Origin of the sequence: Streptomyces sp. NRRL F-2664, assembly GCF_000719345.1 — a bacterium.
Lineage (GTDB): Bacteria > Actinomycetota > Actinomycetes > Streptomycetales > Streptomycetaceae > Streptomyces.
This window is the reverse complement of record NZ_JOFX01000011.1, coordinates 64,396-84,501: the sequence shown is the minus strand read 5'-3', so window position 1 is coordinate 84,501 and position 20,106 is coordinate 64,396. Positions and strand designations below refer to the sequence as shown.

At 75.2% G+C, this 20,106-nt stretch carries 14 protein-coding genes; 7 read left to right on the top strand and 7 right to left on the bottom strand.

The genetic code is table 11. The features are described 5' to 3' along the window. The 3 genes from IF89_RS0113360 to IF89_RS37950 form a co-directional block, all read right to left on the bottom strand. A complete protein-coding gene (locus IF89_RS0113360) occupies nucleotides 1-750 on the bottom strand; it encodes a hypothetical protein (protein WP_030766051.1) in 750 nt (249 codons plus the stop codon). Then, nucleotides 743-1,984: a hypothetical protein gene (locus tag IF89_RS0113355; protein WP_030766048.1), complete on the bottom strand. Its 1,242-nt coding sequence runs from the start codon at nucleotides 1,982-1,984 to the stop codon at nucleotides 743-745. The genes IF89_RS0113360 and IF89_RS0113355 overlap by 8 nt, the downstream gene beginning before the upstream one ends. Before the next feature lie 84 nt (nucleotides 1,985-2,068). Continuing rightward, nucleotides 2,069-3,028, bottom strand: a complete 960-nt coding sequence (locus IF89_RS37950; protein ID WP_051807046.1) for a trypsin-like serine peptidase — start codon at nucleotides 3,026-3,028, stop codon at nucleotides 2,069-2,071. Nucleotides 3,029-3,190: 162 nt separating this feature from the next. Here IF89_RS37950 and IF89_RS0113345 point away from each other — a divergent pair, with 162 nt between their 5' ends. The 5 genes from IF89_RS0113345 to IF89_RS37935 all read left to right on the top strand — a co-directional run bounded on the left by IF89_RS0113345 (nucleotide 3,191) and on the right by IF89_RS37935 (nucleotide 12,623). Next, nucleotides 3,191-4,387, top strand: a complete 1,197-nt coding sequence (locus IF89_RS0113345; protein WP_043193897.1) for a GDSL-type esterase/lipase family protein — start codon at nucleotides 3,191-3,193, stop codon at nucleotides 4,385-4,387. Nucleotides 4,388-4,531: 144 nt separating this feature from the next. Continuing rightward, nucleotides 4,532-5,800, top strand: coding sequence for a hypothetical protein (locus IF89_RS0113340; protein ID WP_051807045.1), 1,269 nt, complete (start codon nucleotides 4,532-4,534; stop codon nucleotides 5,798-5,800). Then, entirely contained in the window at nucleotides 5,797-7,872 is a 2,076-nt protein-coding gene (locus tag IF89_RS40775; protein WP_051807044.1) for a caspase family protein, read from the top strand. Before IF89_RS0113340 ends, IF89_RS40775 begins: the two co-directional genes overlap by 4 nt. Nucleotides 7,873-7,902: 30 nt before the next feature. Further along, entirely contained in the window at nucleotides 7,903-9,048 is a 1,146-nt protein-coding gene (locus IF89_RS0113330; RefSeq protein WP_030766035.1) for an AAA family ATPase, read from the top strand. Further along, entirely contained in the window at nucleotides 9,045-12,623 is a 3,579-nt protein-coding gene (locus IF89_RS37935; RefSeq protein ID WP_030766032.1) for a pentapeptide repeat-containing protein, read from the top strand. Before IF89_RS0113330 ends, IF89_RS37935 begins: the two co-directional genes overlap by 4 nt. Nucleotides 12,624-12,641: 18 nt before the next feature. Here IF89_RS37935 and IF89_RS0113320 read toward each other — a convergent pair whose 3' ends face one another. From IF89_RS0113320 to IF89_RS0113305, 4 genes are all read right to left on the bottom strand, one after another. Beyond that, the gene (locus tag IF89_RS0113320) at nucleotides 12,642-13,553 is read right to left on the bottom strand and encodes an ion transporter (protein ID WP_030766029.1); all 912 of its coding nucleotides are present in this window, start codon (nucleotides 13,551-13,553) and stop codon (nucleotides 12,642-12,644) included. A 150-nt stretch (nucleotides 13,554-13,703) separates the two neighbouring features. Continuing rightward, nucleotides 13,704-14,477 carry a thioesterase II family protein gene (locus IF89_RS0113315; protein WP_051807043.1) on the bottom strand — a complete coding sequence of 258 codons (774 nt, stop codon included), beginning with the start codon at nucleotides 14,475-14,477 and terminating at the stop codon, nucleotides 13,704-13,706. A 37-nt stretch (nucleotides 14,478-14,514) separates the two neighbouring features. Continuing rightward, nucleotides 14,515-14,709, bottom strand: coding sequence for an acyl-CoA carboxylase epsilon subunit (locus IF89_RS0113310; protein ID WP_030766022.1), 195 nt, complete (start codon nucleotides 14,707-14,709; stop codon nucleotides 14,515-14,517). A 2-nt stretch (nucleotides 14,710-14,711) separates the two neighbouring features. Beyond that, nucleotides 14,712-16,271, bottom strand: coding sequence for an acyl-CoA carboxylase subunit beta (locus tag IF89_RS0113305; protein WP_051807042.1), 1,560 nt, complete (start codon nucleotides 16,269-16,271; stop codon nucleotides 14,712-14,714). Nucleotides 16,272-16,525: 254 nt separating this feature from the next. On the opposite strand from IF89_RS0113305, the gene IF89_RS0113300 reads away from it, so the two are divergent. Both IF89_RS0113300 and IF89_RS0113295 read left to right on the top strand, forming a co-directional pair. Beyond that, complete coding sequence (locus IF89_RS0113300) at nucleotides 16,526-18,337, top strand: fatty acyl-AMP ligase (RefSeq protein ID WP_030766018.1); 1,812 nt, start codon at nucleotides 16,526-16,528, stop codon at nucleotides 18,335-18,337. Next, the gene (locus IF89_RS0113295) at nucleotides 18,331-20,088 is read left to right on the top strand and encodes an acyl-CoA dehydrogenase (protein ID WP_030766017.1); all 1,758 of its coding nucleotides are present in this window, start codon (nucleotides 18,331-18,333) and stop codon (nucleotides 20,086-20,088) included. The genes IF89_RS0113300 and IF89_RS0113295 overlap by 7 nt, the downstream gene beginning before the upstream one ends. The last annotated feature ends 18 nt before the right edge of the window (nucleotides 20,089-20,106 follow it).

Genomic DNA, 20,106 nt, shown 5'->3' with positions numbered 1-20,106 from the left:
TCACACGGGCGGCAGCAGGTCGCTCCCGCTGACGGTGTACGTCAGCGGGGGGTAGCCGAAGTCCGTTTCCTGGTTCTCGCGGCGGCGCAGACGGTAGAACTCGCGCTGCTGCTCCTCGTCGGCCGCCGTCAGCCGCGCGCCCCCGGGCAGGTACGGATGTCCGTCGCGGAACCGGACGAAGGTCCTGGACGTGCGGAACGTCACGCCCAGCCAGGGGTTGTCCACCGGGGGGCCGGCTGCGTCCAGCACGATCCTGTGCCTGAGCCGCCGGTTCGCCCCGACGGAGAACGCCACGATGCCGTGGTGGGCGAGAGGGACCTCGAACGTCTCCCCGCCCGACTCCTTCGACTCGAAGACCAGCTTCCGCGGCGGGCCCGCCGCGGGGTGCCGGTAGCACGAGAACACGGCGATGAACGAGTCGTCGGCCAGGTCCAGGGCCTGGTCGGAGTGCGCGCCCATGGTCCGACAGGCGTGCGTGTACGTCTCGATGAGGGCGTTGTTGAAGCCGACCGGCAGGGCGGCCCGCTCCTGGACCTGCCGGGCCAGCCGTTCGTGCACCGCCCCGAAGCGCTGGGCCGGGACGCCGTAGCGGGTGGTGGTCCGTACCAGGGGCACCCGGCCCGCCTCGTCGGTCCTGACGAGCGTGGCGCCCCGCCGGCCCTTGCCCACGTCCTCCCACTCGACGGAGGCATACAGGCGGCCGAAGAGGTCCTCGTCGGTCGGCAGGGCGCACGTGAGGATCTCATCCATGATCAGGCACCTCGGGCGCCAGGTAGTCCCCGGTGTTCATGCTGAAGAGGACGTCGTCGCCGTAGTCGACGAAGGACGAGGTGCGGTTCTCCTCGGCGTACAGGCGGCGCAGTCGGTCCATTCCGGCCGGTGTGGGCGGCTCCAACGGCGCCAGGCCCCGGGCCGTTTCGATGAACGTGCGGCCCCCCTTGTGCACGGCCACGGTGTCCGAACAGCGCACCACGTACCCCAGCCGGGTCGGGAGCAGCCCGGCGTCCAGGGACGAGGGCCGGACCTCGTGCGTGTACAGGCGGTTGGTGGACAGCGGCATGAGGAACACCGAGCCGGGGTGCAGGGTCAGGGTGAACTGTGCGGGCAGCGCCGCCCCGTCGGGCCGTGCCGCGGGGTCCTTCAGGCGGAAGTGGAGCCTGGTCAGAGCGCTGACCCCCTTCACACCGCGGTCGAACGGGTCGTCGGCCAGCGGCTCCAGCCCGTCCAGTCCGTCGTAGAAGGTGCAGAACGCCATGATGCCGTTCGCGGGCATGTCCTTGGTCTTGTCGGCGTGCGCCGAGATGCGGGCCTTGGACTGCCTGCGCCCGGGGGCTGCCAGGGTGTTGTGGTAGACCTGCGCCAGTACGTGGTTCAGCGGTGCCTGGTCGCGGAAGACGGTCGCGGCCTCGCGGTTGAGGGCCTCGACGACGGCGGTGTCGGTGGGGCCGAAGCCTTCGGTCGGCCCCGAGAGGTTCGTGGAGCACCGGAGCAGCCGGAAGTGCAGTTCGTCGCCGTGCCGGGTGACGGGCGTCAGGTAGATCCCACTGCGGTGCGCCGTTGCGGGCTTGTCGGACTCCGTCAGCGACTGGAACGCGTGCTCGGCGCGGATCCACCCGAAGTGGCCGGCGTCGGCTCCGAAGAAGCAGCGGTAGTACACGCCGACCCCGTGGACGCGGAGGGGGATCCGGCCGGGGCCGACGAAGGTCCAGGGTCCGTCGGTGCCTCCGGTGCCTCCGGTGCCTCCGTCCCGGACCGCGAACACCCGTGCGGCCGCGCGCAGTCGGTCGCGGCCGGCCGGGGACGGGTCGCCCCACACGTAGACGGTCCTCCCGGCCGGGTCGGCGGAACCGGAGGCGAGTTCCTCCGGCGTGACGACGGAGCCGAAGAAGTCCCTGGCCGCGGCCTCGCCGTGCAGGGCGGACGGCGCGACCAGGAGGGTGCCCGCGTCCTCCAGGCGGGCTTCCGGCGGCTCTGCCGTGTGCATCGGACCGTCCCTGTCGTCGGCGCGTCGGTGGACTGATCCGAACAGTAGCCGGTCCGCTCCGTCGAGGACCGGGTCGGGACCGGGTCAGGAGCGGGCGGAACGCTCGTAGAGGGCGCGGACGCCGTCGCCGAAGAAGCTGCTGTACGAGGTCTCCTCGTCGCCGCCCCCGTCGCGGCCGCCGATCACCCCGATGAGCGTGTGCCCGTCGGTGAGCACCGGGCCTCCGCTGGTCCCGTTGGGCACGCCGGCGCAGTCCAGCCTCAGCTGGGCCGGCCCGGCGGCAAGGGCCGTGGTACGGCAGTCCAGTGGCTCCTCGGAAGCGTTCGGATAGCCCACGAGCCGTGCGGGAGCCGGCAGTTCGGTTCCGAAGGCGATGGTCTTGGCGCCGGTGACGTCCTCCAGCCGCTGCCCGGGGTACCCGGGCCGGCGCAGCCGCAGGAAGGCGATGTCGTGGTCGGGGTCCTGCTCCGCGGTCCACCGCGGGTCCACCTCGATCCGGGCGGGCACCCAGACGCCGTACGGTGCGGTCCCGTCCCGGTAGCCGGGCACGAAGGCCAGGTTGGTACGGAAACCGCCGCCGTGGACGCAGTGGGCGGCGGTGGCGACGAGGTCGCCGGCGGGGGAGTGGACCACGACGCCCGAGCAGTGGTGGTCGGGATCGCCGTCCCTGCCGGGGGAGAAGAGCGCGCCGACCGCGGGGTCCGCGGGGGCGGGCCCCGCCTCCAGCGGGTCGGAGGGCTCCCAGCCGCCGGAGCGCCAGTCCACCGCAGCGCTGCCGGCGAAGGCCCTGCCGTCCGTCGGCGGCTGCGCCTCCTCGCGGACGATCCCGTCGAGCACGGCCGCCGCCGTCCGGTCGGCGCGCTCGGGGTCCTGCTGGTAGACGCCGCGGGCGGGATCGCCGTCCGCGCGGACGGCGGCGATGCCGCGCAGCTCCCGGGCGACGTACCCGGCGCCCGCGAGGACCAGCGCGCACACCAGGCCGACGCCCACCAGGCCCCGTGCCGCGGTCCGTCCCCGCTCCCGCCCCTGCACCCTGCTGGACATCCGGCCCCTCCCGCCCGCGTACGCGTCCGACTCTCGGTTCGATGGGTGGATCGCGGCCCGGGTTCCGGGGCCGGTACGTGTCCGTTCTCACAGCCCGGCCGCACCCGGAGCCCGCCGGAAACCCGAGTGCGGAACGCCCGCCCGGTCGGCAGGGTGGGCGGTATGGACGACTTCGACGACCTGCGACGCGACCCGGCCCCCGACGGCACACCCGGCTGGACCACCACCCCCGTAGGACCGGAACTCCTGCGCGGCGCACTGGAGGTGGAACGCACCGCCCGCGGCGTCCTGCCGTACCGGCTGCCCGCCCGGGCCCGCCGCCAGGCCCCCGCCGACCTCGTCGAGGTCGCCGCCCAGCCCGCCGGCGTACGCCTCGCCTTCCGCACCCGCGCCACCGCCGTCGAGCTGGACGTCCTCGCCACCACCACCGTCCACCGGGGAGCGCCCACACCCCCGGACGCCGTGTACGACCTCCTGGTCGACGGCCGCCCGGCCGGCCGGGCCTGCGCCGACGGCGGCACCGTCCGGACGGTCGACGTCACCACCTGGGCCGAGGTCCTCACCCCCGGTCCGCCCGGCACCGTCCGGTTCGCCGGACTGGGCGAGGGCATGAAGGACGTCGAGATCTGGCTGCCGTACCGCGGGACCCACGAACTCATCGCCCTGCGCACGGACGCCCCCGTGGAGCCCGCACCGGACGCGGGCCGGCGGGTCTGGCTGCACCACGGCAGCTCGATCAGCCACGGCTCCACCGCCGACGGCCCGACCGGTACCTGGCCCGCACTGGCCGCCGCCCGGGCCGGTGTGGAACTGGTCAACCTCGGCTTCAGCGGCAACGCCCTGCTCGACCCCTTCACCGCGCGGACCCTCCGCGACACCCCCGCCGACCTGATCAGCCTGAAGATCGGCATCAACCTCGTCAACCACGACGTGATGCGGCTGCGCGCCTTCACCGCGGCCGTCCACGGCTTCCTCGACACCGTCCGCGAGGGCCACCCCACCACGCCCCTCCTGGTCGTCTCCCCGCTGTACTGCCCGATCCACGAGGACACCCCCGGTCCGGCGGCGGCCGACCTCCGCGACGGCCGGCTGCGCTTCCGCGCCCTCGGCGACCCGGCCGAGGCCGCCCACGGGCGGCTGACCCTGCGCGTCGTACGCGACGAACTCGCCCGCGTCACCGCGGCCCGTGCCACCGACGACCCCCACCTGCACCACCTCGACGGCCGCGCCCTGTACGGGGAGGCCGACCACGGCGAACTCCCGCTGCCCGACGCGCTCCACCCGGACGCCGCCGGCCACCACCGCATCGCCGAGCGCTTCGCCGAGCACGCGTTCGGCTCCGCCTGGGCGGCCCGCTGACCCGAACCGGGCGTTCCCTACCCCCGGCCGAGCCCCCGGCGCTATCGTGCCGGGGCCGGGTCCTGTCGCCGCAGCAGCACCGCCCGGCGGTGCTGCTGCGGCGACAGGACCCGGGGGCGACGGCACGAGGGGGGCGGGGCGGCCATGCGTTTTCTCTTTGTCCACGGCACGGGCGTACGGCGTGAACGGCACGACCGGCTCTTCGCGCTGGTGCGCGACCGGCTGACGGCCAGATTCCGTGACGCAGCCGTCGACTCCTGCTACTGGGGCGACCGCTTCGGCGCGACGCTCGGCGCCGGCGGCCGCTCCGTGCCCGGTCTGCGGCCCGCCGCCGGATCCGCATTACCGGACTCCGCCGACGCGGAGACGGCCGAATGGGCGCTGCTGCTCGCCGACCCGCTCTGTGAACTGCGGGTCCTCGCCGAGGCCGGCTGGGCGGACGACGCCCGCGACCCGGGCGGCCCCGGGGACGGGGACGACGACGCCTTCGCGATGCCCGGCGTCGCGCCCGCCGGGACCCGCGTGCTCGCCCTGCTGGCCGCCTTACCGCCCGCGCCGCCCCACCCGGGCGGCGAACTCGGCGCCCTCCTGCACGGCACAGGCCTCGCCGCGGCCTTCCCCGCGGCGCTGGCCGCCGCCGCCGACTCCACCGAGGCGGCCCGGGCCGCGGACCGCGCCACCGGCGAACCGCAGGCACGGGAGCTGGCCACCGCCCTCGCCCGGGCCGTGGCCGCCGGCGCGCTCGCCACCGCCGGAGCCGACGCCGACTGCACCGGCGCCGAACGGGACCGGCTCGTCGAACTGCTCACCACCCGCCTCGGCGGCGACGCCCGCGTGCCCGGCGCCCGCGCCGCCGCCGTCCTCGGCCGGCTCGCCCTGCGGGTCACCACCCAGCCCCTGCTCAACGCCTGGCGCGGCTCCCTCACCGCCGGCGCCACCCCGGCCCTCGGCGACATCCTGCGCTACCAGGCCCGCGGCCGTGACCTGCGGGACTTCCTGCACGCGCGGATCACCGCCGACCCGGCACCGACCGTACTCATCGGCCACAGCCTCGGCGGCATCGCCCTCGTGGACCTCCTGGCCCTCGCCGCCGCCCGCGGCGAGGCCGTCCCCGGCGCGCACCTGCTCGTCACGGTCGGCTCCCAGGCCGCCTTCCTCCACGAACTCGGCGCCCTGACCGCGCTCGAACCCGGCGGGAAGCTCCCGTACGGCTTCCCGCGCTGGCTCAACGTCTACGACCGCCAGGACGTGTTGTCCTACCTCGCCGAGCCCGTCTTCCCCGGCGACCCCCGCATCACCGACCACGAGATCGGCAGCCGCCAGCCGTTCCCCGCCTGCCACAGCGCCTACTGGAAACAGGACGCCCTCTACGAGCGGATCGAACAGGCGGTGGCCGAAGCGGGGATCGGGTGATCCCCGCCGACTTCCTGCCCCCGGCCCTCGGCCCGCAGCGCACCTTCGCGCTCGTCGCCGGCGTCGAGCGCTACGACGTCAGCCACCGCTGGAACCTGCGCGGCCCGGCCCGCGACGCCCTGCGCTTCGCGCACTGGCTGACCGGACCGGCCCAGGTCCCGCCAGGCAACCTCAGGCTCCTGCTGTCGCCGCTCGACGCAGCCGAAGCCCTCGACTGGCCGGACTCCCCGGCCATGGCCGCCCTGCGCGCCGCCTGCCGCCCGGCGACCGAGGAGAACGTCAAGGCGGCGCTGCTCGACGAACTCCCGCAGTGCGACGGGGACCTGCTGTGGATCTTCTGGGCCGGACACGGCTACCTCGGGCCCCGCCAGGAGCTCATGCTGCCGTGCGCCGACGCCCGCCCCAGCCAGATCCGGCACCTCAACCTCGACTCGGCACTGCGCTGGTGGCGCACCGACCTCGTCAAGCACCGCAGGTTCCCCCTCCAGGCCGCACTCGTGGACTCCTGCCGCGTCGACGCGCCCCGCGACGCCCGCTGGAACTTCGGCAGCACCGACTACGGCGGCGGCAGCTCGGTGCCGGGGCGCCGGCAGTTCCGGCTCTACGCCTCCCGCGAGGGCGAGGCCGCGCAGAACGACGCAGAGCGCGGCGCCGGCCGCTTCACCGAAGCCCTCCTCACGGAACTCGGCGGACGTTCCGTCCGCGAGAGCGTCACCGGGCTGCCCACCGCCGCCCGCAGCATCCACCGCACCTTCCGGGAACTGCGCGAACGCGGCGAGGGCTGGCAGCTCCCGCAGTTCCTCGTGGACCGCGACTGGGACGCCTGCTCCTTCCTCGACGACGACCCGACCGCGATCGCGCTGCCCCGCGCGGCCCGCCTCGACCAGCAGGCGTGGGACGGCCTCGGTGTGCTCTTCGAAGGCCGCGCCCTGCCGCGCTGCGCCTACGAGGCCTACGCCTGGGCGTTCCGGACGGCCGGCTGCACCACCCCCGTCGGCGGCGGCCTGCCCGGGGACGGCCTCCTGGATGTGGTCCAGGACCTGGACGAACGCCAGGGCGGACGCGGCGGGATGCCGCTGGCCGTGCCCTTCGTACGGTTCCTCGCCGACCGGTCCGCCACGGCGGGCGACGCGCAGTGGGCGGCCCGGCTGAAGGACTGGGTGGACACCACCCGCGAACGGCTCGCCCTGCCGGCGCTGCCCCCGCCGCCGCCCCCGGCCCGTACGACCGTCGTGCACGTCGCGCTGGAGCCGCCGCCGGACGGCGGACCGGGCCTGCGCGCCCGCATGTGGCTGCGCGGCGAACGCACCGAGCACATCTGGGAGTCGCGGGGCGCGCCCGTACGGCTGGACACCGTGCGGGAGGAGCTCGTACGGCAGCTCGCTCTCGTCGGCGCGGCGTCCGCGGACGCCGCAGGAGCGGGGCCGCCCGCCGCGGGCGGCGTCGACCGCGTCGAGTTCCACGTGCCGTACGAACTGCTCGACGCCGACTTCGACCAGTGGCCGGTGCCCCGCGGCCCGGCCGGCCGGACCCGCGCCCTCGGCCTGCTCCACCAGGTCGTGGTGCGCTGCCCGCAGGAGCGCACGGACACCCGTCCGGAGTGGCACACCAGCTGGCGCTGGCTGTGCACGCGGGGCGGCCGCCACCCCGAGGCCGTGCGGGTGGTGGAGGAGGCCGAGGTGACGGACGTGCTCGGCATGGAGCTGGCCGAGCGGCCGGCGCCCGCGTGCGTCGTCGCGCACACCACCTCCGCCCCGCACGCAGGCCTGCTGGAGGCGGTACTGGAAGGCGGTGTCCCCGTCGCCGTGTGGCGGCGCGGCGGTGGAGCGCCGGCGCGCCCGCTCCTGGACCTGCTCGCACCGGCCGGGCCCGACGGCCGGCCGGACCCCGGCGCACTCGACGTGCTCGCCCTGCCCGCGCGCGTGCGGGAAGTGCGCCGGGCGGCCGCCGGCGCGGCCGCGGCAGCTGCGCGCGCCGGCCCGGATGCGGCCCAACGTCCCCCGAGGGAAGACCAGTTGGTGATCCTGTGGGACGATCCCGACGACATACCGGGCTCCCGGTCCCTGGCCTGACCCCGACCACTGACAGACGGCGACACGACGATGGAGGCAGAGGCAGTGGTGAAGGACTGGTGGCTGTACCACGGGACCGGTGAGGGCACGGACCGGCGCGCCCGCCTGGAGACCGGACCCCCGCCGCCCTGGCGGGACTTCACCGGCACCCCCGACCCGGGGTACGCGCCCCCCGGCTGCGAGGGACCCGCCTGGGAGCGCACCCGCCTGCGCGGCGAGGGCTACGTCCCCGACGAGCAGGAGAAGGACGTCGTCAACACCGCCCTGCACCTGCGCAGGCCGCTGCTGATCACCGGGAAGCCGGGTGTGGGGAAGTCCACCCTGGCCTACAGCATCGCCTCGGACCTCGGCCTGGGCCCCGTACTGCACTGGCCGATCACGAGCCGGACGGTGCTGCGCGACGGGCTGTACCTGTACGACGCCATCGGCCGCCTCCAGGAGGCCGGACTGGAGCAACTGCGCCTGCCGTCCACCCCGGTGGGCAACGCCGCTGCGGACGTGACCCGGCACGGGGCGGGCCCCGCCGGGGACGCGGCCCCCGCCCGGGCGACCGTCCCCGCGCCGGGGACCGAGCCGGCCCGCGCGCCGTCGATCTCCCGCTACCTGCGCCTCGGGCCGCTCGGCACCGCCCTGCTGCCGCAGGACCGGCCCCGGGTCCTGCTCGTCGACGAGATCGACAAGAGCGACATCGACCTCCCCGGCGACCTCCTCACCGTCTTCGAGGACGGCGGCTTCGCCATCCCCGAGCTCGCCCGCCTCGCCAAGGAGGACCCCACCGTCGCCATCGGCACCGACGACGACCCCGACGCCTCCGTGCGCGTGTCGCAGGGACGCGTGCAGTGCCGGTACTTCCCCGTCGTCGTCCTCACCAGCAACGGCGAACGCGACTTCCCTCCCGCCTTCCTGCGCCGCTGCGTCCGCCTGCACCTGGAGCCCCCAGGCCCGGAGAAGCTGGCCCGCATCGTCCGCCGCCGGCTCGGGGTCGACGTGGGGGCGGACGACGAGTACCAGGAACTCGTCCAGGACTTCATCGACCGCTCGGGGGACGGCGACCTCGCCACCGACCAGCTCCTCAACGCCATCCAGCTCCGCCTGGCCGGGGCCTGGTCCGCCCCCGGCGACCGGGACCGCTTCCTCAAGACCGTCATGCAGCACCTGACCGGGCCCACGGCGTGATCGAGGACCTGCTCGCCGCCCTCGCCGACGGCGCCGGCGTGGCGGGCCCGCGTCCCGGCATCGGGGCCGAGGAGGTCGCCGACATCCTGTGGCTGGCCGCCCGCGTGGACCCGGCGGGGCCCCGCCCGCCCCCGGTGGCGCCCGACGACGTCGAACCCGAGCCCCCGCCGGCGGCCGAGGCGGCGGCGTCCGAGGAGCCGGCGGCGGCCGGGGGACCGGCCGACGGCCGGCCGGCCGTGAAGCTCTTCCCCGCCTCCCTGCCCCACCCGGCCGGGAAGCCCGCCGACGACGGCGTCGGCCGCCGGGGCACACCCGTGCGGCTGCCCCGGGCCGCCTCCCTCGACGACCCGCTGGCCCTGATGCGCGCCCTGCGGCCCGTCGGGCGGCGCTCCATCGGCGGCCCCGGGGAGGAACTGGACGAGCAGCTGACCGTCGAGCGCAGCATCGAGCGCATGGTCCCGACCCCCGTCCTGCGGCCGGCCGAGAGCCGCTGGCTGGACCTTGCGCTGGTCGTCGACACGCACCACTCGATGCTGCTCTGGGCGGACCTCGTGGACGAACTGCGCCGTGTGCTGACCCGCAGCGGAGTCTTCCGCGACGTACGCACCTGGCAGCTGACCGGCACCGGCCCAGGCGCCGTCCCGATGCTCACCCGCGGCCGGTCCGGCCCGCCCCGCCACCCGCTGGAACTCGCCGACCCCGCGGGCCGCAGACTGATCCTGGTCCTCTCCGACACCGTGGCGGGCGGCTGGCGCGAGGCCTCCGTGCAGGGCGTGCTCCGGCACTGGTGCACGCACAACGCGGTGGCCGTGCTCAACGTCCTGCCCGAGCGGCTCTGGACGCGCGGCGCCGTCCGGCCCGTGCCCTTCGCCGTCCGGGCCGACCGGCCGGCGGCCGCCACCCGCTCCTGGCAGCGTGCGGCGACCGCCCGCCGCTCCCGCCCCCGCACCGGCCGCGCGCGCCCGGTCGACGTCGTCCCCGTCGTCGGGGTCGCGCCCGGCAGCCTGGCCCGGCTGGTCCGGGTGGTTTCCGGGGACGGCCGCTGGCGGCGCCTCGCCTGCCTGCGGCTCGACGCCGAGCCGGGGAGCGGCGGCCCCCGCGAAGCCCCGGCCGGCGGGGTCCGCAGCGCGCTGGAGGTGGTGGAGCGCTTCCGGGCGGGCGCCTCCCCGACCGCCCAGCAGCTCGCCGCCCACCTGGCCGCCGTACCGCTGACCCTGCCGGTCATGAACCTCGTCCGGCGCTCCCTGCTGCGGGACTCCGAGCACGGCCACCTCGCCGAGGTGGCCCTGGGCGGGCTGTTCGCCCCCTGGGACCACGAACGCAGTGCCGAAGAGGTGGAGTTCGAGTTCCTGCCGGGCGTACGGGAGGCGCTGCTGGGCTCGCAGCTGCGCGGGGAGGTGGCCGCCGTACGGGAACTGGTCCGCCGCCGCGTGTGGGAGTACATGTCCCGCAACCGCGGGACCGGGCCGGACTTCTCCGCGACCCGGGTCACCGACGGGCGGGAGGGGCGCCGCCGGGTGGCGGAGGGGGCCCTGCCGTTCGCGACGCAGCCGCCGCAGGACCCCGGCCTGGCGGACCGGGTCGTCCGGGTGCGGTACCACGGGCTGCCGGAGCCGCTGGAGGTCGGCACCCTGCTGACGCCCCGGCTCGTCCTCACGGTCGGGGACGCGGCGCCCGGGGCGATCGGCTGGGTACGGGCCGGTGAACGCGAGGTCTCCTGCCGTGCGGTGTGGTGGGACGACGCGCTGCCCCGCGTGTTCCTGCTCCTCGCCGACGAGGACCTCACCGGCCCGGCATCCCGGCTCGACCCCCTGCCGTGGTGGCCGGCGGAGGTGCCGCAGGGCCGCGTCAGGATCGACGGCCGCACCGACCAGGGCGACGCCGTCGCGCTGACGGGGGAAGTGGTCCCCTACGAGGGCGCCCGCAACGGGGAGCTGGTCCGGCTCTCCGCCGAACCGGAGGTCTGGACCCACTACCGCGGCGGCCCGGTCTCCCGCGACGGCGCGCTGGTCGGCGTCGTCCACGGCGTCTGGCCGGACCGCATGGTCTTCCTGTCGGGCGAGGCACTGCTGCACCAGCCGGGCTTCCGCGCGGCCGTGGCCGACCACACGCGGACCGGCCCCCCGGAGCAGGGGGACGGCGCCCCCGCACTATGGCTGGCGGTCCGTGCCAGGGACGGCAGCCGGCCCGAGGCGGAGGTGGCGGACCTGCTGGAGCGGCTCATGCAGGACACCGGTGTCACCGGGCGGCTGGCCGTCGTCGAGCGGGGTGCGCCCCTGCTCGTGCTGCTGGAGGCGCCGGACGCCCTAGGCCAGGCGGGCCGGTTGCTGACCGCGCTGCCGCGGAGCATCCTGCGGTCCGCGGAACGGACGGCGGGCGGCAGGCCGGTCCCCTGGGACGCAGCCCTGGCCGAGGGGCCCGGGGAAACGCTGTCCGCGGGGAGCCGCATCACCGGGCAGGCCGCGTCGGAGGCCGTCCGGATCGTCCGGCATCCCGCACTGGCGGACCGGCACCTGCCCGCCCCGGGCGCCCTCGCCGTCGCCCTGTCGCAGCGCGTGTACGAGGCGCTCGGCGAGAAGGTCGGCCCCACGGCCACGCGCGCGCTCGTACCCCTCGGCGGGGAGGGGGAAGGCTGGGTGAGCACCGACCCCGAAGGACTCGGCGCGGCCCTGGCCGAGGCGGCCGGGTCGCAGGACGCGGGCGTCGACTGGCCCACGTGCGGCCGTCGTTCCGCGCGGGAGCCCGGCACCCCGTGCAGGGGACGACGGCTGCCCGGCCACGACGTGTGCCTGGCCCATCTCGGGCCCGACGGGGAGCACGCGTACCTGGGGACCCTCGGGCCCGGGTCCCCGGTGGACTTCCGGGGCACCACCTTCGAGGAGGGGCTGCTCCAGCGGCTCCTGGCGGCCCTGCGCGGCCCGCGCTCGCAGCCCGTCAGGCTCGGCGAGGCGGACTTCGACCACGCGACTTTCGTGGACGACTGGAACGAGGGCGGCATCGAGTTCCTCGCCCGGGCCTCCTTCGCCCGGGCCGTCTTCGCCGGGCAGGCCAGGCTGGGCACGTCCACCTTCGCCGGACCGGTGTCCTTCGACGGGGCGGTGTTCCTGGGGGTGGGCGACTTCGACCACAGCCGCTTCCACCGGGCGAGCAGCTTCCGCCGTACGCACTTCCACGGCCTGGCCGGCTTCTCGGACAGCGTCTTCCTGGACGAGGTGTCCTTCGCCCGGTCGGTGCTGGAAACCTCGGCCGACCTGAACGGGATGCGGGTGGCCGCGCATGCGGACTTCTCGCGCGCCGTGTTCGGGGGCCTGACCGGGCTGAGCAGAGCGTCCTTCGCCGGCCCGGTCTCCTTCGCCGCCACGACCTGGGAGCTGGGCCTGGTGGCCACCGGAGCCGTGTTCGAAGGACCGGTCGACTTCGGCGGAGCCGTGTTCCGGGGCCGGGTCCGGCTGGAGCAGCTGCGCCTGCGGGAGGCGCCGGAGTTCGCCCTGCAGGACCGGCCCGGCCGATGGGGTGTCCACCGGCGTCCGGACGACAGCTGGGACATCCACCTGCTGGTCGCCGGAGCGCAGTGACCGGGAGCGAGCGGCCGGTCAGGAGCCCGCCGGGGTGGTCTCCAGGTGGCGGGCGGGGCGTGGGTCGGGGGCGGGCAGGCTCGCCTCCAGTTCGTCCAGGGCGCGCCGGGCCGTGGCGATGCGGTCGCGGACGTCGGCGCCGGGGACCGCGGCCGGTGGCGGCGGGCCCGGCTGCTTGCGGGCGCGGTGGGCCGCGTCCTCGATCTCGCGTGCCTCGTCCAGGGAGTTGAGCACCACCCCGATCAGGACGTTGACCAGCACGAAGGAGGCGAGCAGCGCGTAGGAGGCGTAGTAGACGATGCTGAGGCGGGAGATCTGCAGGCCTGCGCGGACGGCGTCGGTCAGCCCGTCCAGCGTGGTCAGCAGGAACAGCGTGAGCATCGCGCGGCCCACGGACCCGTAGTGCCCCGGGTCGGATTCGGCGAAGCAGACCCAGCCGACCATCGCGTACACGTACAGCACCAGTCCGCCGACGAACAGGAAGCTCGCGGTACCGGGCAGGCTGCGGCCGACCGCGATCAGCAGGATGCGCAGGTGCGGCAGGAAACGGGCCGTGCGCAGCACCCGGGCCAGTCGCAGCAGCCGCAGCAGGGTGGTGTTCTCCCGGACGAACGGGACGAAGGCGCAGACGACGACCGCGAGGTCGAAGAGGTTCCACGGGTCGCGGAAGAATGCTTTCGGCCGGTCCGCGTAGGCGCCGATGCGCAGCAGCATCTCCAGGCTGAACAGACCCAGGAAACACTGTTCGGCGGTGTGCAGCAGCAGTCGGTGGTCGGCGGCGAGGCCGCTGTACGTCTCGACGCCCATCAGCGCGGCGTTGAGCAGGATCACGCAGAAGACCGTCAGTCCGAAGGCGGGGGCCTCGGTGGCCACCCGGCACCGGGCCGCGAGCTTCATCCGGCCGCGTCCGGCGGGCCTGGGGTGTGTCATCGTGCTCCTCGTACTGTCGCGTGCACCACGGGCGAACGGCGGCCCACCTTCCCTAACGCCCCACTGCCGATCCGGTTTCACCTCGCGTGCGCCCCGGCGCGCCCGAGGCGTGCGCCCCCGGTCCGCACGGGGCGGGGGCGCCGCCCGGCCCTACGCCAGTGCGCGCCGGACCAGTTCGTTCACCTCGGCGGCGTGCTGGTTGAGGTAGAAGTGGCCGCCGGGGAAGCGGTGCAGGGCGAAGGGCCCCTCGGTGTGGTCGGCCCACCCCGCTGCCTCCTGCGCCGTCACCGCAGGGTCGGCGTCCCCGGTGAGGACGGTGATCGGGCAGGCCAGGGCCGGCCCCGGACGGTAGCGGTAGGTCTCGGCGGCCTTGTAGTCGCCGCGGACGGCCGGGAGCACGGAGCGCAGCAGCTCGTCGTCGGCCAGGACCGCCGGGTCCGTGCCGCTGAGCCCCCTGATCTCGGCGAGCAGCTGCTCGTCGGGAGCGAGGTGGAGCCACTGGTTCTCGCGGTGGTGCGACGGCGCCCTGCGTCCCGATGCGAACAGCGCCACAGGAGCCGGCTGCCCGGCCTCCCGCAGCCGCAGCGCCACCTCGAAGGCCAGGGACGCGCCCAGGCTGTGCCCGAACAGCGCCACCGGCCGGTCGCACCAGGGCAGCAGCTCCTCGGTGACCCGGTCCGCGAGCTCCATCAGGTCGTCGACGCACCGCTCGCCCCGTCGGTCCTGCCGGCCCGGGTACTGCACGGGCACGACGTCGGCGTCCGGGGACAGGGCCCGCGACATCGGGAAGTAGTAGCTGGCCGCGCCGCCCGCGTGCGGGAAGCAGAACAGCCGTACGGGGGCGTCGTCGGCGGGGTGGAAGCGGCGCAGCCAGTCGCCGGTCGCCGGCGGGGCGAAGGCGGTGGCCGGGGTCGTACGGTTCATCGTCGTTCGGTGTCCTTTCGGTGGGGGCCCGCCCCGGTCACGGGGAGGTCCAGGAGCCCGGCGGCCGCCAGCCGCGCGGGGGCGGCCAGGGGGCCCGGGGCGGTGACGCGGCGGCACCGCCGGTGTCGTCCGGCGGTGCGGCGACGGCGAGCAGCGCCAGGAGGACGGCCGCCAGCTCCGTGCTGTCCGGGTCGCCGCGCACGATCTTCAGGGGCGTGGGGGAGGCGGGCACGGTCAGAACGGCGGGTTGCCGTGCTTGCGTTCGGGCAGGGCCACGTGCTTCACCCGCAGTACCTCCAGTGCGTCCGCCAGCACCTGCCGGGTCCGGGCCGGGTCGATGACGTCGTCCACCAGGCCGCGCTCGGCGGCGTAGTACGGGTGCATGAGTTCCTGGCGGTACTGCTTGACGCGCTGCGCCCGCGCCGCCGCCGGGTCGTCGGAGGCGGCGATCTCCCGCCGGAAGACGATGTTCGCCGCACCCTCGGCGCCCATCACGGCGATCTCGTTGGTCGGCCACGCGAAGGACAGGTCCGCGCCGATCGAGCGGGAGTCCATCACGATGTAGGCGCCGCCGTACGCCTTGCGCAGGATCACCTGCACCCGGGGCACGGTGGCCGCGCAGTAGGCGTACAGGAGCTTCGCGCCGTGCCGGATGACACCGCCGTGCTCCTGCGCGCTGCCCGGCAGGAAGCCGGGCACGTCCACCAGCGTCACCAGCGGGATGCTGAAGGCGTCGCAGGTCTGCACGAACCGGGCCGCCTTCTCCGAGGCGTTGATGTCGAGCACACCGGCGAGCGAGGCCGGCTGGTTGGCGACGATGCCGACCACGTGCCCGTCGAGCCGGGCCAGACCGCAGATGATGTTCGTCGCCCAATGGGCGTGCACCTCGAACAGGTCGCCGTCGTCGATGATCTCCTCGATCACGGCGCGCATGTCGTACGAGCGGGCCGGGTCGGCGGGGACCAGCCCGCACAGCGCCCCGGTGGCCCGGCCGGCCGGATCGCCGGGGGCCAGCGCGGGCGGCAGCTCGCGGTTGTTCGACGGCAGCAGCGACAGCAGGTGCCGCACCTCTTCGAGGCACTCCTCCTCGGTGTCGTACAGGAAGGCACTGGCGCCGGAGACCGACGAGTGCACCTGGGCGCCGCCCAGATCGTCGTGGCCGATGCGCTCACCGGTCACCGCCTCCACCACATCGGGGCCGGTCACGTACATCTGCGCGATGTCCCGCACCATGAACACGAAGTCGGTCAGTGCGGGCGAGTACGCCGCCCCGCCGGCGCACGGCCCGAGCACCACGCTGATCTGGGGAATCACCCCGGACGCCGCCACGTTGCGGCGGAAGATGCCGCCGTAGCCGGCGAGCGCGGTGACCCCCTCCTGGATCCGCGCGCCCGCACCGTCGCTCAGCGACACCAGCGGGGCGCCGGCGGCCAGCGCCAGGTCCATCACCTTGTGGATCTTCTGTGCGTGGGCCTCGCCCAGCGAACCGCCGAAGATCCGGAAGTCGTGGGCGTACACGAACACCCGGCGGCCGTCGACCTTGCCCCAGCCGGTCACCACACCGTCGGTGTGCGGCCGGCGGTCCTCCAGCCCGAAGCCGGTGGCCCGGTGCCGGCGCAACTGCTCGATCTCACGGAAGGTACCCGGATCGAAGAGCAGGTCCAGCCGCTCGCGCACGGTCAGCCTGCCCCGGGCGTGCTGCGCCTCGGAGGCGCCCGGCGACGGCCCCAGCTCTACGGACTCCTTGATCGCTCCCAGTTCGGCCACTCGGACACCGACATCACCAGCTGTCATGCTCCACCCGCTTCCTCGGCCGTCGGGGCGCGCCCGCGGCGGCCCTGGACAGTGCCCGCCATTGAAGGCACCGGCGGCGCGCGCGGAGAACCAGCGACCACCCCCTGACCGGGATAGGGGTCCGGGGGACCAGGCGCCGGGGCCGGGCGGCCGGGCCGGGCGGGCGCAAGCCTCCCTTAAGGACCCGCCCGCATGATCCGGGCCATCGAGGTCCGCCACCGGCACGGGCCCGCTGACCCGAGGGGACGCCGAGGATGTCAGAGCCGCGCTTCGCCACCTTCACCGACCTCCTGCGGGCCCGGGCGGCCGAACTCGCCGACGAGGACGTGCACGTCTTCCTCCGCGGGACACCGGACGGGGTGGAGCCCGAGCACCTCACCTACGGGACGCTGGACCGCGAGGCCAGACGGATCGCCGCCTGCCTCCAGGAGTACGGGGCGGCCGGCCGGCCCGTACTCCTGGCGTACGCCTCCACCGTCGAGTTCCTCAAGGCCTTCGCGGGCTGCCTCTACGCCGGAGCCGTCGCCGTCCCCGTACCGATGCCCGGCGAGGCCGGCCGGGACCAGCGGCTGGGCCGCACCACCGCCGTCCTGGCGGACACCGGCGCGGACCTCGTACTGACCGAGACGGCCGCCGCCCCCGAGGTCGCGCTGTGGCTGGCCCGCAACTCCCGGCCCGAGGCGTCCTGCCTGGTCACCGACGCGCCCGAGGTCGGCGACGCCGAGGCCTGGCGGCCCGTCACCGCCCGCCCCGACGACCTCGTGTTCCTCCAGTACACGTCGGGCTCCGTCAGCGAACCGCGCGGCGTGACCGTCTCCCACCGCAACCTCCTCGCCAACCAGGCCGCCCTGCAGAAGGTGCTGCGCACCACCCGCGAGGACCGCTTCGGCAGCTGGCTGCCCTACTTCCACGACATGGGACTGGTCGCCCACCTGCTGCACCCCGTCTGGCTCGGCAGCCACTCGGTCCAGGTCACCCCGCTGTCCTTCGTCAAGCACCCGCTGCGCTGGCTCCAGGCCGTCGACCGCTACGGCGTCACCGTCGGCGGCGGCCCCAACTTCAGCTACGACCTGTGCGTACGCCGCGTCAAGGACGAACAGGTCGCCGGGCTGGACCTCTCCCGCTGGCGGCTGGCCCTCAACGGCGCCGAGCCCGTACGCCCCGAGACCCTCGACGAGTTCGCCCGCCACTTCGCCCCCGCCGGATTCCGGCCCGAAGCCCTCTACCCCTGCTACGGGCTGGCCGAGGCCACCCTGGTCGTCTCCGGCGGCGTCCCCGGCACCCCCCACGTCCGCAAGGACTTCGACCGGACCGCCCTCGAACGCGACCAGGTGCTTCGCGCCGCTGCGGACGGCCGCGTACAGACCCTGGTCGGCTGCGGCACCCCGGTCGACGTGGAGGTCCGCATCGTCGACCCGCTGACCCACCACGAACTGCCCGACGGCGCCGTCGGGGAGATCTGGCTGCGCGGCCACGGGGTGGCCCGCGGCTACTGGCGCCGCCCCACCGAGACCGCCCACACCTTCCGTGCCAGCCTCAACGACGAGGAGAGCAACTTCCTGCGCACCGGCGACCTCGGCATGCTGGAGGGCGGCGAGCTGTTCGTCACCGGCCGGCTCAAGGAAGTCGTCATCATCAACGGCCGCAACGTGTACCCGCAGGACGTCGAATGGGCCGCCCGCACCGTCAGCCCCGCACTGACCCTCGGCGCGGGCGCCGCCTTCTCCGTGGACGCCGGAGGCGAACAGCTCGTCCTCGTCCAGGAGGTCCGCGGCGCCGGCGGCGCCGAACTGCGCACGGTGGCCCAGCGGATCCAGGCGCTGATCGGCAAGGAGTTCGAGATCCCCGCCGGCAACGTCCTCCTCGTCCGGCCCGGCACCGTACGCCGCACCAGCAGCGGCAAGGTCCAACGCACCCTGATGCGCGGCCTGTTCCTCGACGGCGTGCTGCGCGGCGACTACGAGGTCCTGACCCCGGACGTACGGGAGCTGGCGCGGCCGCAGGACGCGCTGTTCGGCGAGGACCTGCTGCGCCCGGAGGGAGCCGACGGAGGAAGACGGTGGTGACCTCGCTCCTCGGCGAGCCGGCCGCCGCCGCGCAGCGGCGCGAACAGGCCGTCCGGGCACGGGTGGCCGCTCTGGAGGCCCGGTTCGGCGACCCCACGGATCCGGCCAACCCGGTCGGCTACACCGCCCTGCTGGAGGCCGACCGGGCCGCGGTGCCCTTCGCCGCGGGGGAGGCGCTCCTCGACGACTTCGGCATCGCCGACGAATACGTGCCGCGCGCGCTCGGCGGGCGGCTGGACGGCATGGACACGCTGGTCAGGATCATGCGTCCGGTCTTCCGCCGGGACGTGGGCCTGGCCATGGGGCACGGTATGACCACCTTCATGGCGGCCTCCGACGTCTGGGCCGCGGGCAGCTCCCGGCAGCGCCACTGGCTCGCCGGGCTGCTGCGCGGCGGCGGCAAGGCGGCCATCGCCCAGCACGAGACCGCCCACAGCAACGACTTCGTCCGCAGCCAGGTCACCGCCCGCCGCAGCGGCGACGGCTACCTGATCAGCGGCGGCAAACCGATGGTCAACAACCTGCAACGGGCCGGCGCGCTCGTCCTGTTCTGCCGTACCGACCCCGCCCCGGGCAGCGGCAGCCACTCGGTGCTCCTGCTGGAACCCGGACGGCTGACCGGCGCGCGGGCCGCCGTCACCGCCCGCCGGACCCCGGTCGGGCTGCGCGGCTGCCGCTTCGCCGGGGTGGAGTTCGACGACTGCCCGGTGCCGGGATCGGCCCTGCTGGGTCCCGAGGGCAGCGGGATCCGGACCGCCCTGCGGTCGTTCCAGATCAGCCGTACGGTGATCGCCGCGACGGCCGTCGCAGCCGTCGACACCAGCCTGCGCACCGCCGTCCGCCGCGACCGCGAGCGCTCCGGCGGCTGGCAGAGCGGCATCCGGGACTGCGGCCGCACCGGCCTCGCGCTCACCAACGCCTTCGTCGACCTGCTGCTGTACGACGCCCTCGCGGCCGTCGCCACCCGGGCCCTGCACCTGCTGCCCGCCGAGACCAGCGTCTACTCGGCCGCGCTCAAGTACCTGCTGCCCCGCGTGCTGACCGAGACCATGTACGACCTCTCGATCGTGCTCGGGTCCGGCGTGTACACCCGCGAGGGCACCCTGGGCATCTTCCAGAAGCACGTCCGGGACGTGCCGGTGCTCAGCCTGGGCCACGCCGGGACGGTCGCCTGCCAGGCCACGGTCGTCCCGCAGATGCCGCGACTGGCCCGGTCCTCCTGGTTCACCGAGGACGAGGCGCCCGCCGACCTGTTCCGGCTGCACGGCGACCTGCCGCCGCTGCGGACCGAACGCCTCAGCCTCGCCTGCGGACGGGACTCCCTCACCGCGACCCTGCTCGCCGTCGCCGCGGGCATCGACGGCGACGGCCCCGTCGAGCGGGCCCTGCGCAGCCTCGCCGACGGGCTCGTCGGGGAGTTCCGCGACGTACGCGGACGGGTGCTCGCCCTGGAGGCGGCGGGCGCGGCGACCCCGGCCCTGCCCGCGCGGTTCGCCCTCATGGACCGGTACGCGCTGCTCCTCGCCGCCGCCGCCGTGCTCGGGGTGTGGGACCAGGCCCGCCACGGCCCCGACCCGTTCCTCGCCGACCCGTCCTGGGCGGCCGCCGCACTGCACCGCATCGCCCGCCGGCTGGGCACGCGCACCGCCGACCTCCCGGCGGAGTGCGAGACCCGGATCCGGCACGAGGTCCAGCTCCGCTTCAGCACCCAGACCAGCTACGACCTCTACTCCACTCCCCTCCCCGGCTGAGCCGCACCCGGCCGGCGG

Coding starts and splice junctions, on each gene's coding strand:
- IF89_RS0113330 (WP_030766035.1), top strand. CDS start 7,903: ATGGAGGCAGAGGCAGTGGTGAAGGACTGGTGGCTGTACCACGGGACC.
- IF89_RS37950 (WP_051807046.1), bottom strand. CDS start 3,028: ATGTCCAGCAGGGTGCAGGGGCGGGAGCGGGGACGGACCGCGGCACGG.
- IF89_RS0113360 (WP_030766051.1), bottom strand. CDS start 750: ATGGATGAGATCCTCACGTGCGCCCTGCCGACCGACGAGGACCTCTTC.
- IF89_RS0113345 (WP_043193897.1), top strand. CDS start 3,191: ATGGACGACTTCGACGACCTGCGACGCGACCCGGCCCCCGACGGCACA.
- IF89_RS0113300 (WP_030766018.1), top strand. CDS start 16,526: ATGTCAGAGCCGCGCTTCGCCACCTTCACCGACCTCCTGCGGGCCCGG.
- IF89_RS0113355 (WP_030766048.1), bottom strand. CDS start 1,984: ATGCACACGGCAGAGCCGCCGGAAGCCCGCCTGGAGGACGCGGGCACC.
- IF89_RS0113305 (WP_051807042.1), bottom strand. CDS start 16,271: ATGACAGCTGGTGATGTCGGTGTCCGAGTGGCCGAACTGGGAGCGATC.
- IF89_RS0113320 (WP_030766029.1), bottom strand. CDS start 13,553: ATGACACACCCCAGGCCCGCCGGACGCGGCCGGATGAAGCTCGCGGCC.
- IF89_RS0113340 (WP_051807045.1), top strand. CDS start 4,532: ATGCGTTTTCTCTTTGTCCACGGCACGGGCGTACGGCGTGAACGGCAC.
- IF89_RS0113315 (WP_051807043.1), bottom strand. CDS start 14,477: ATGAACCGTACGACCCCGGCCACCGCCTTCGCCCCGCCGGCGACCGGC.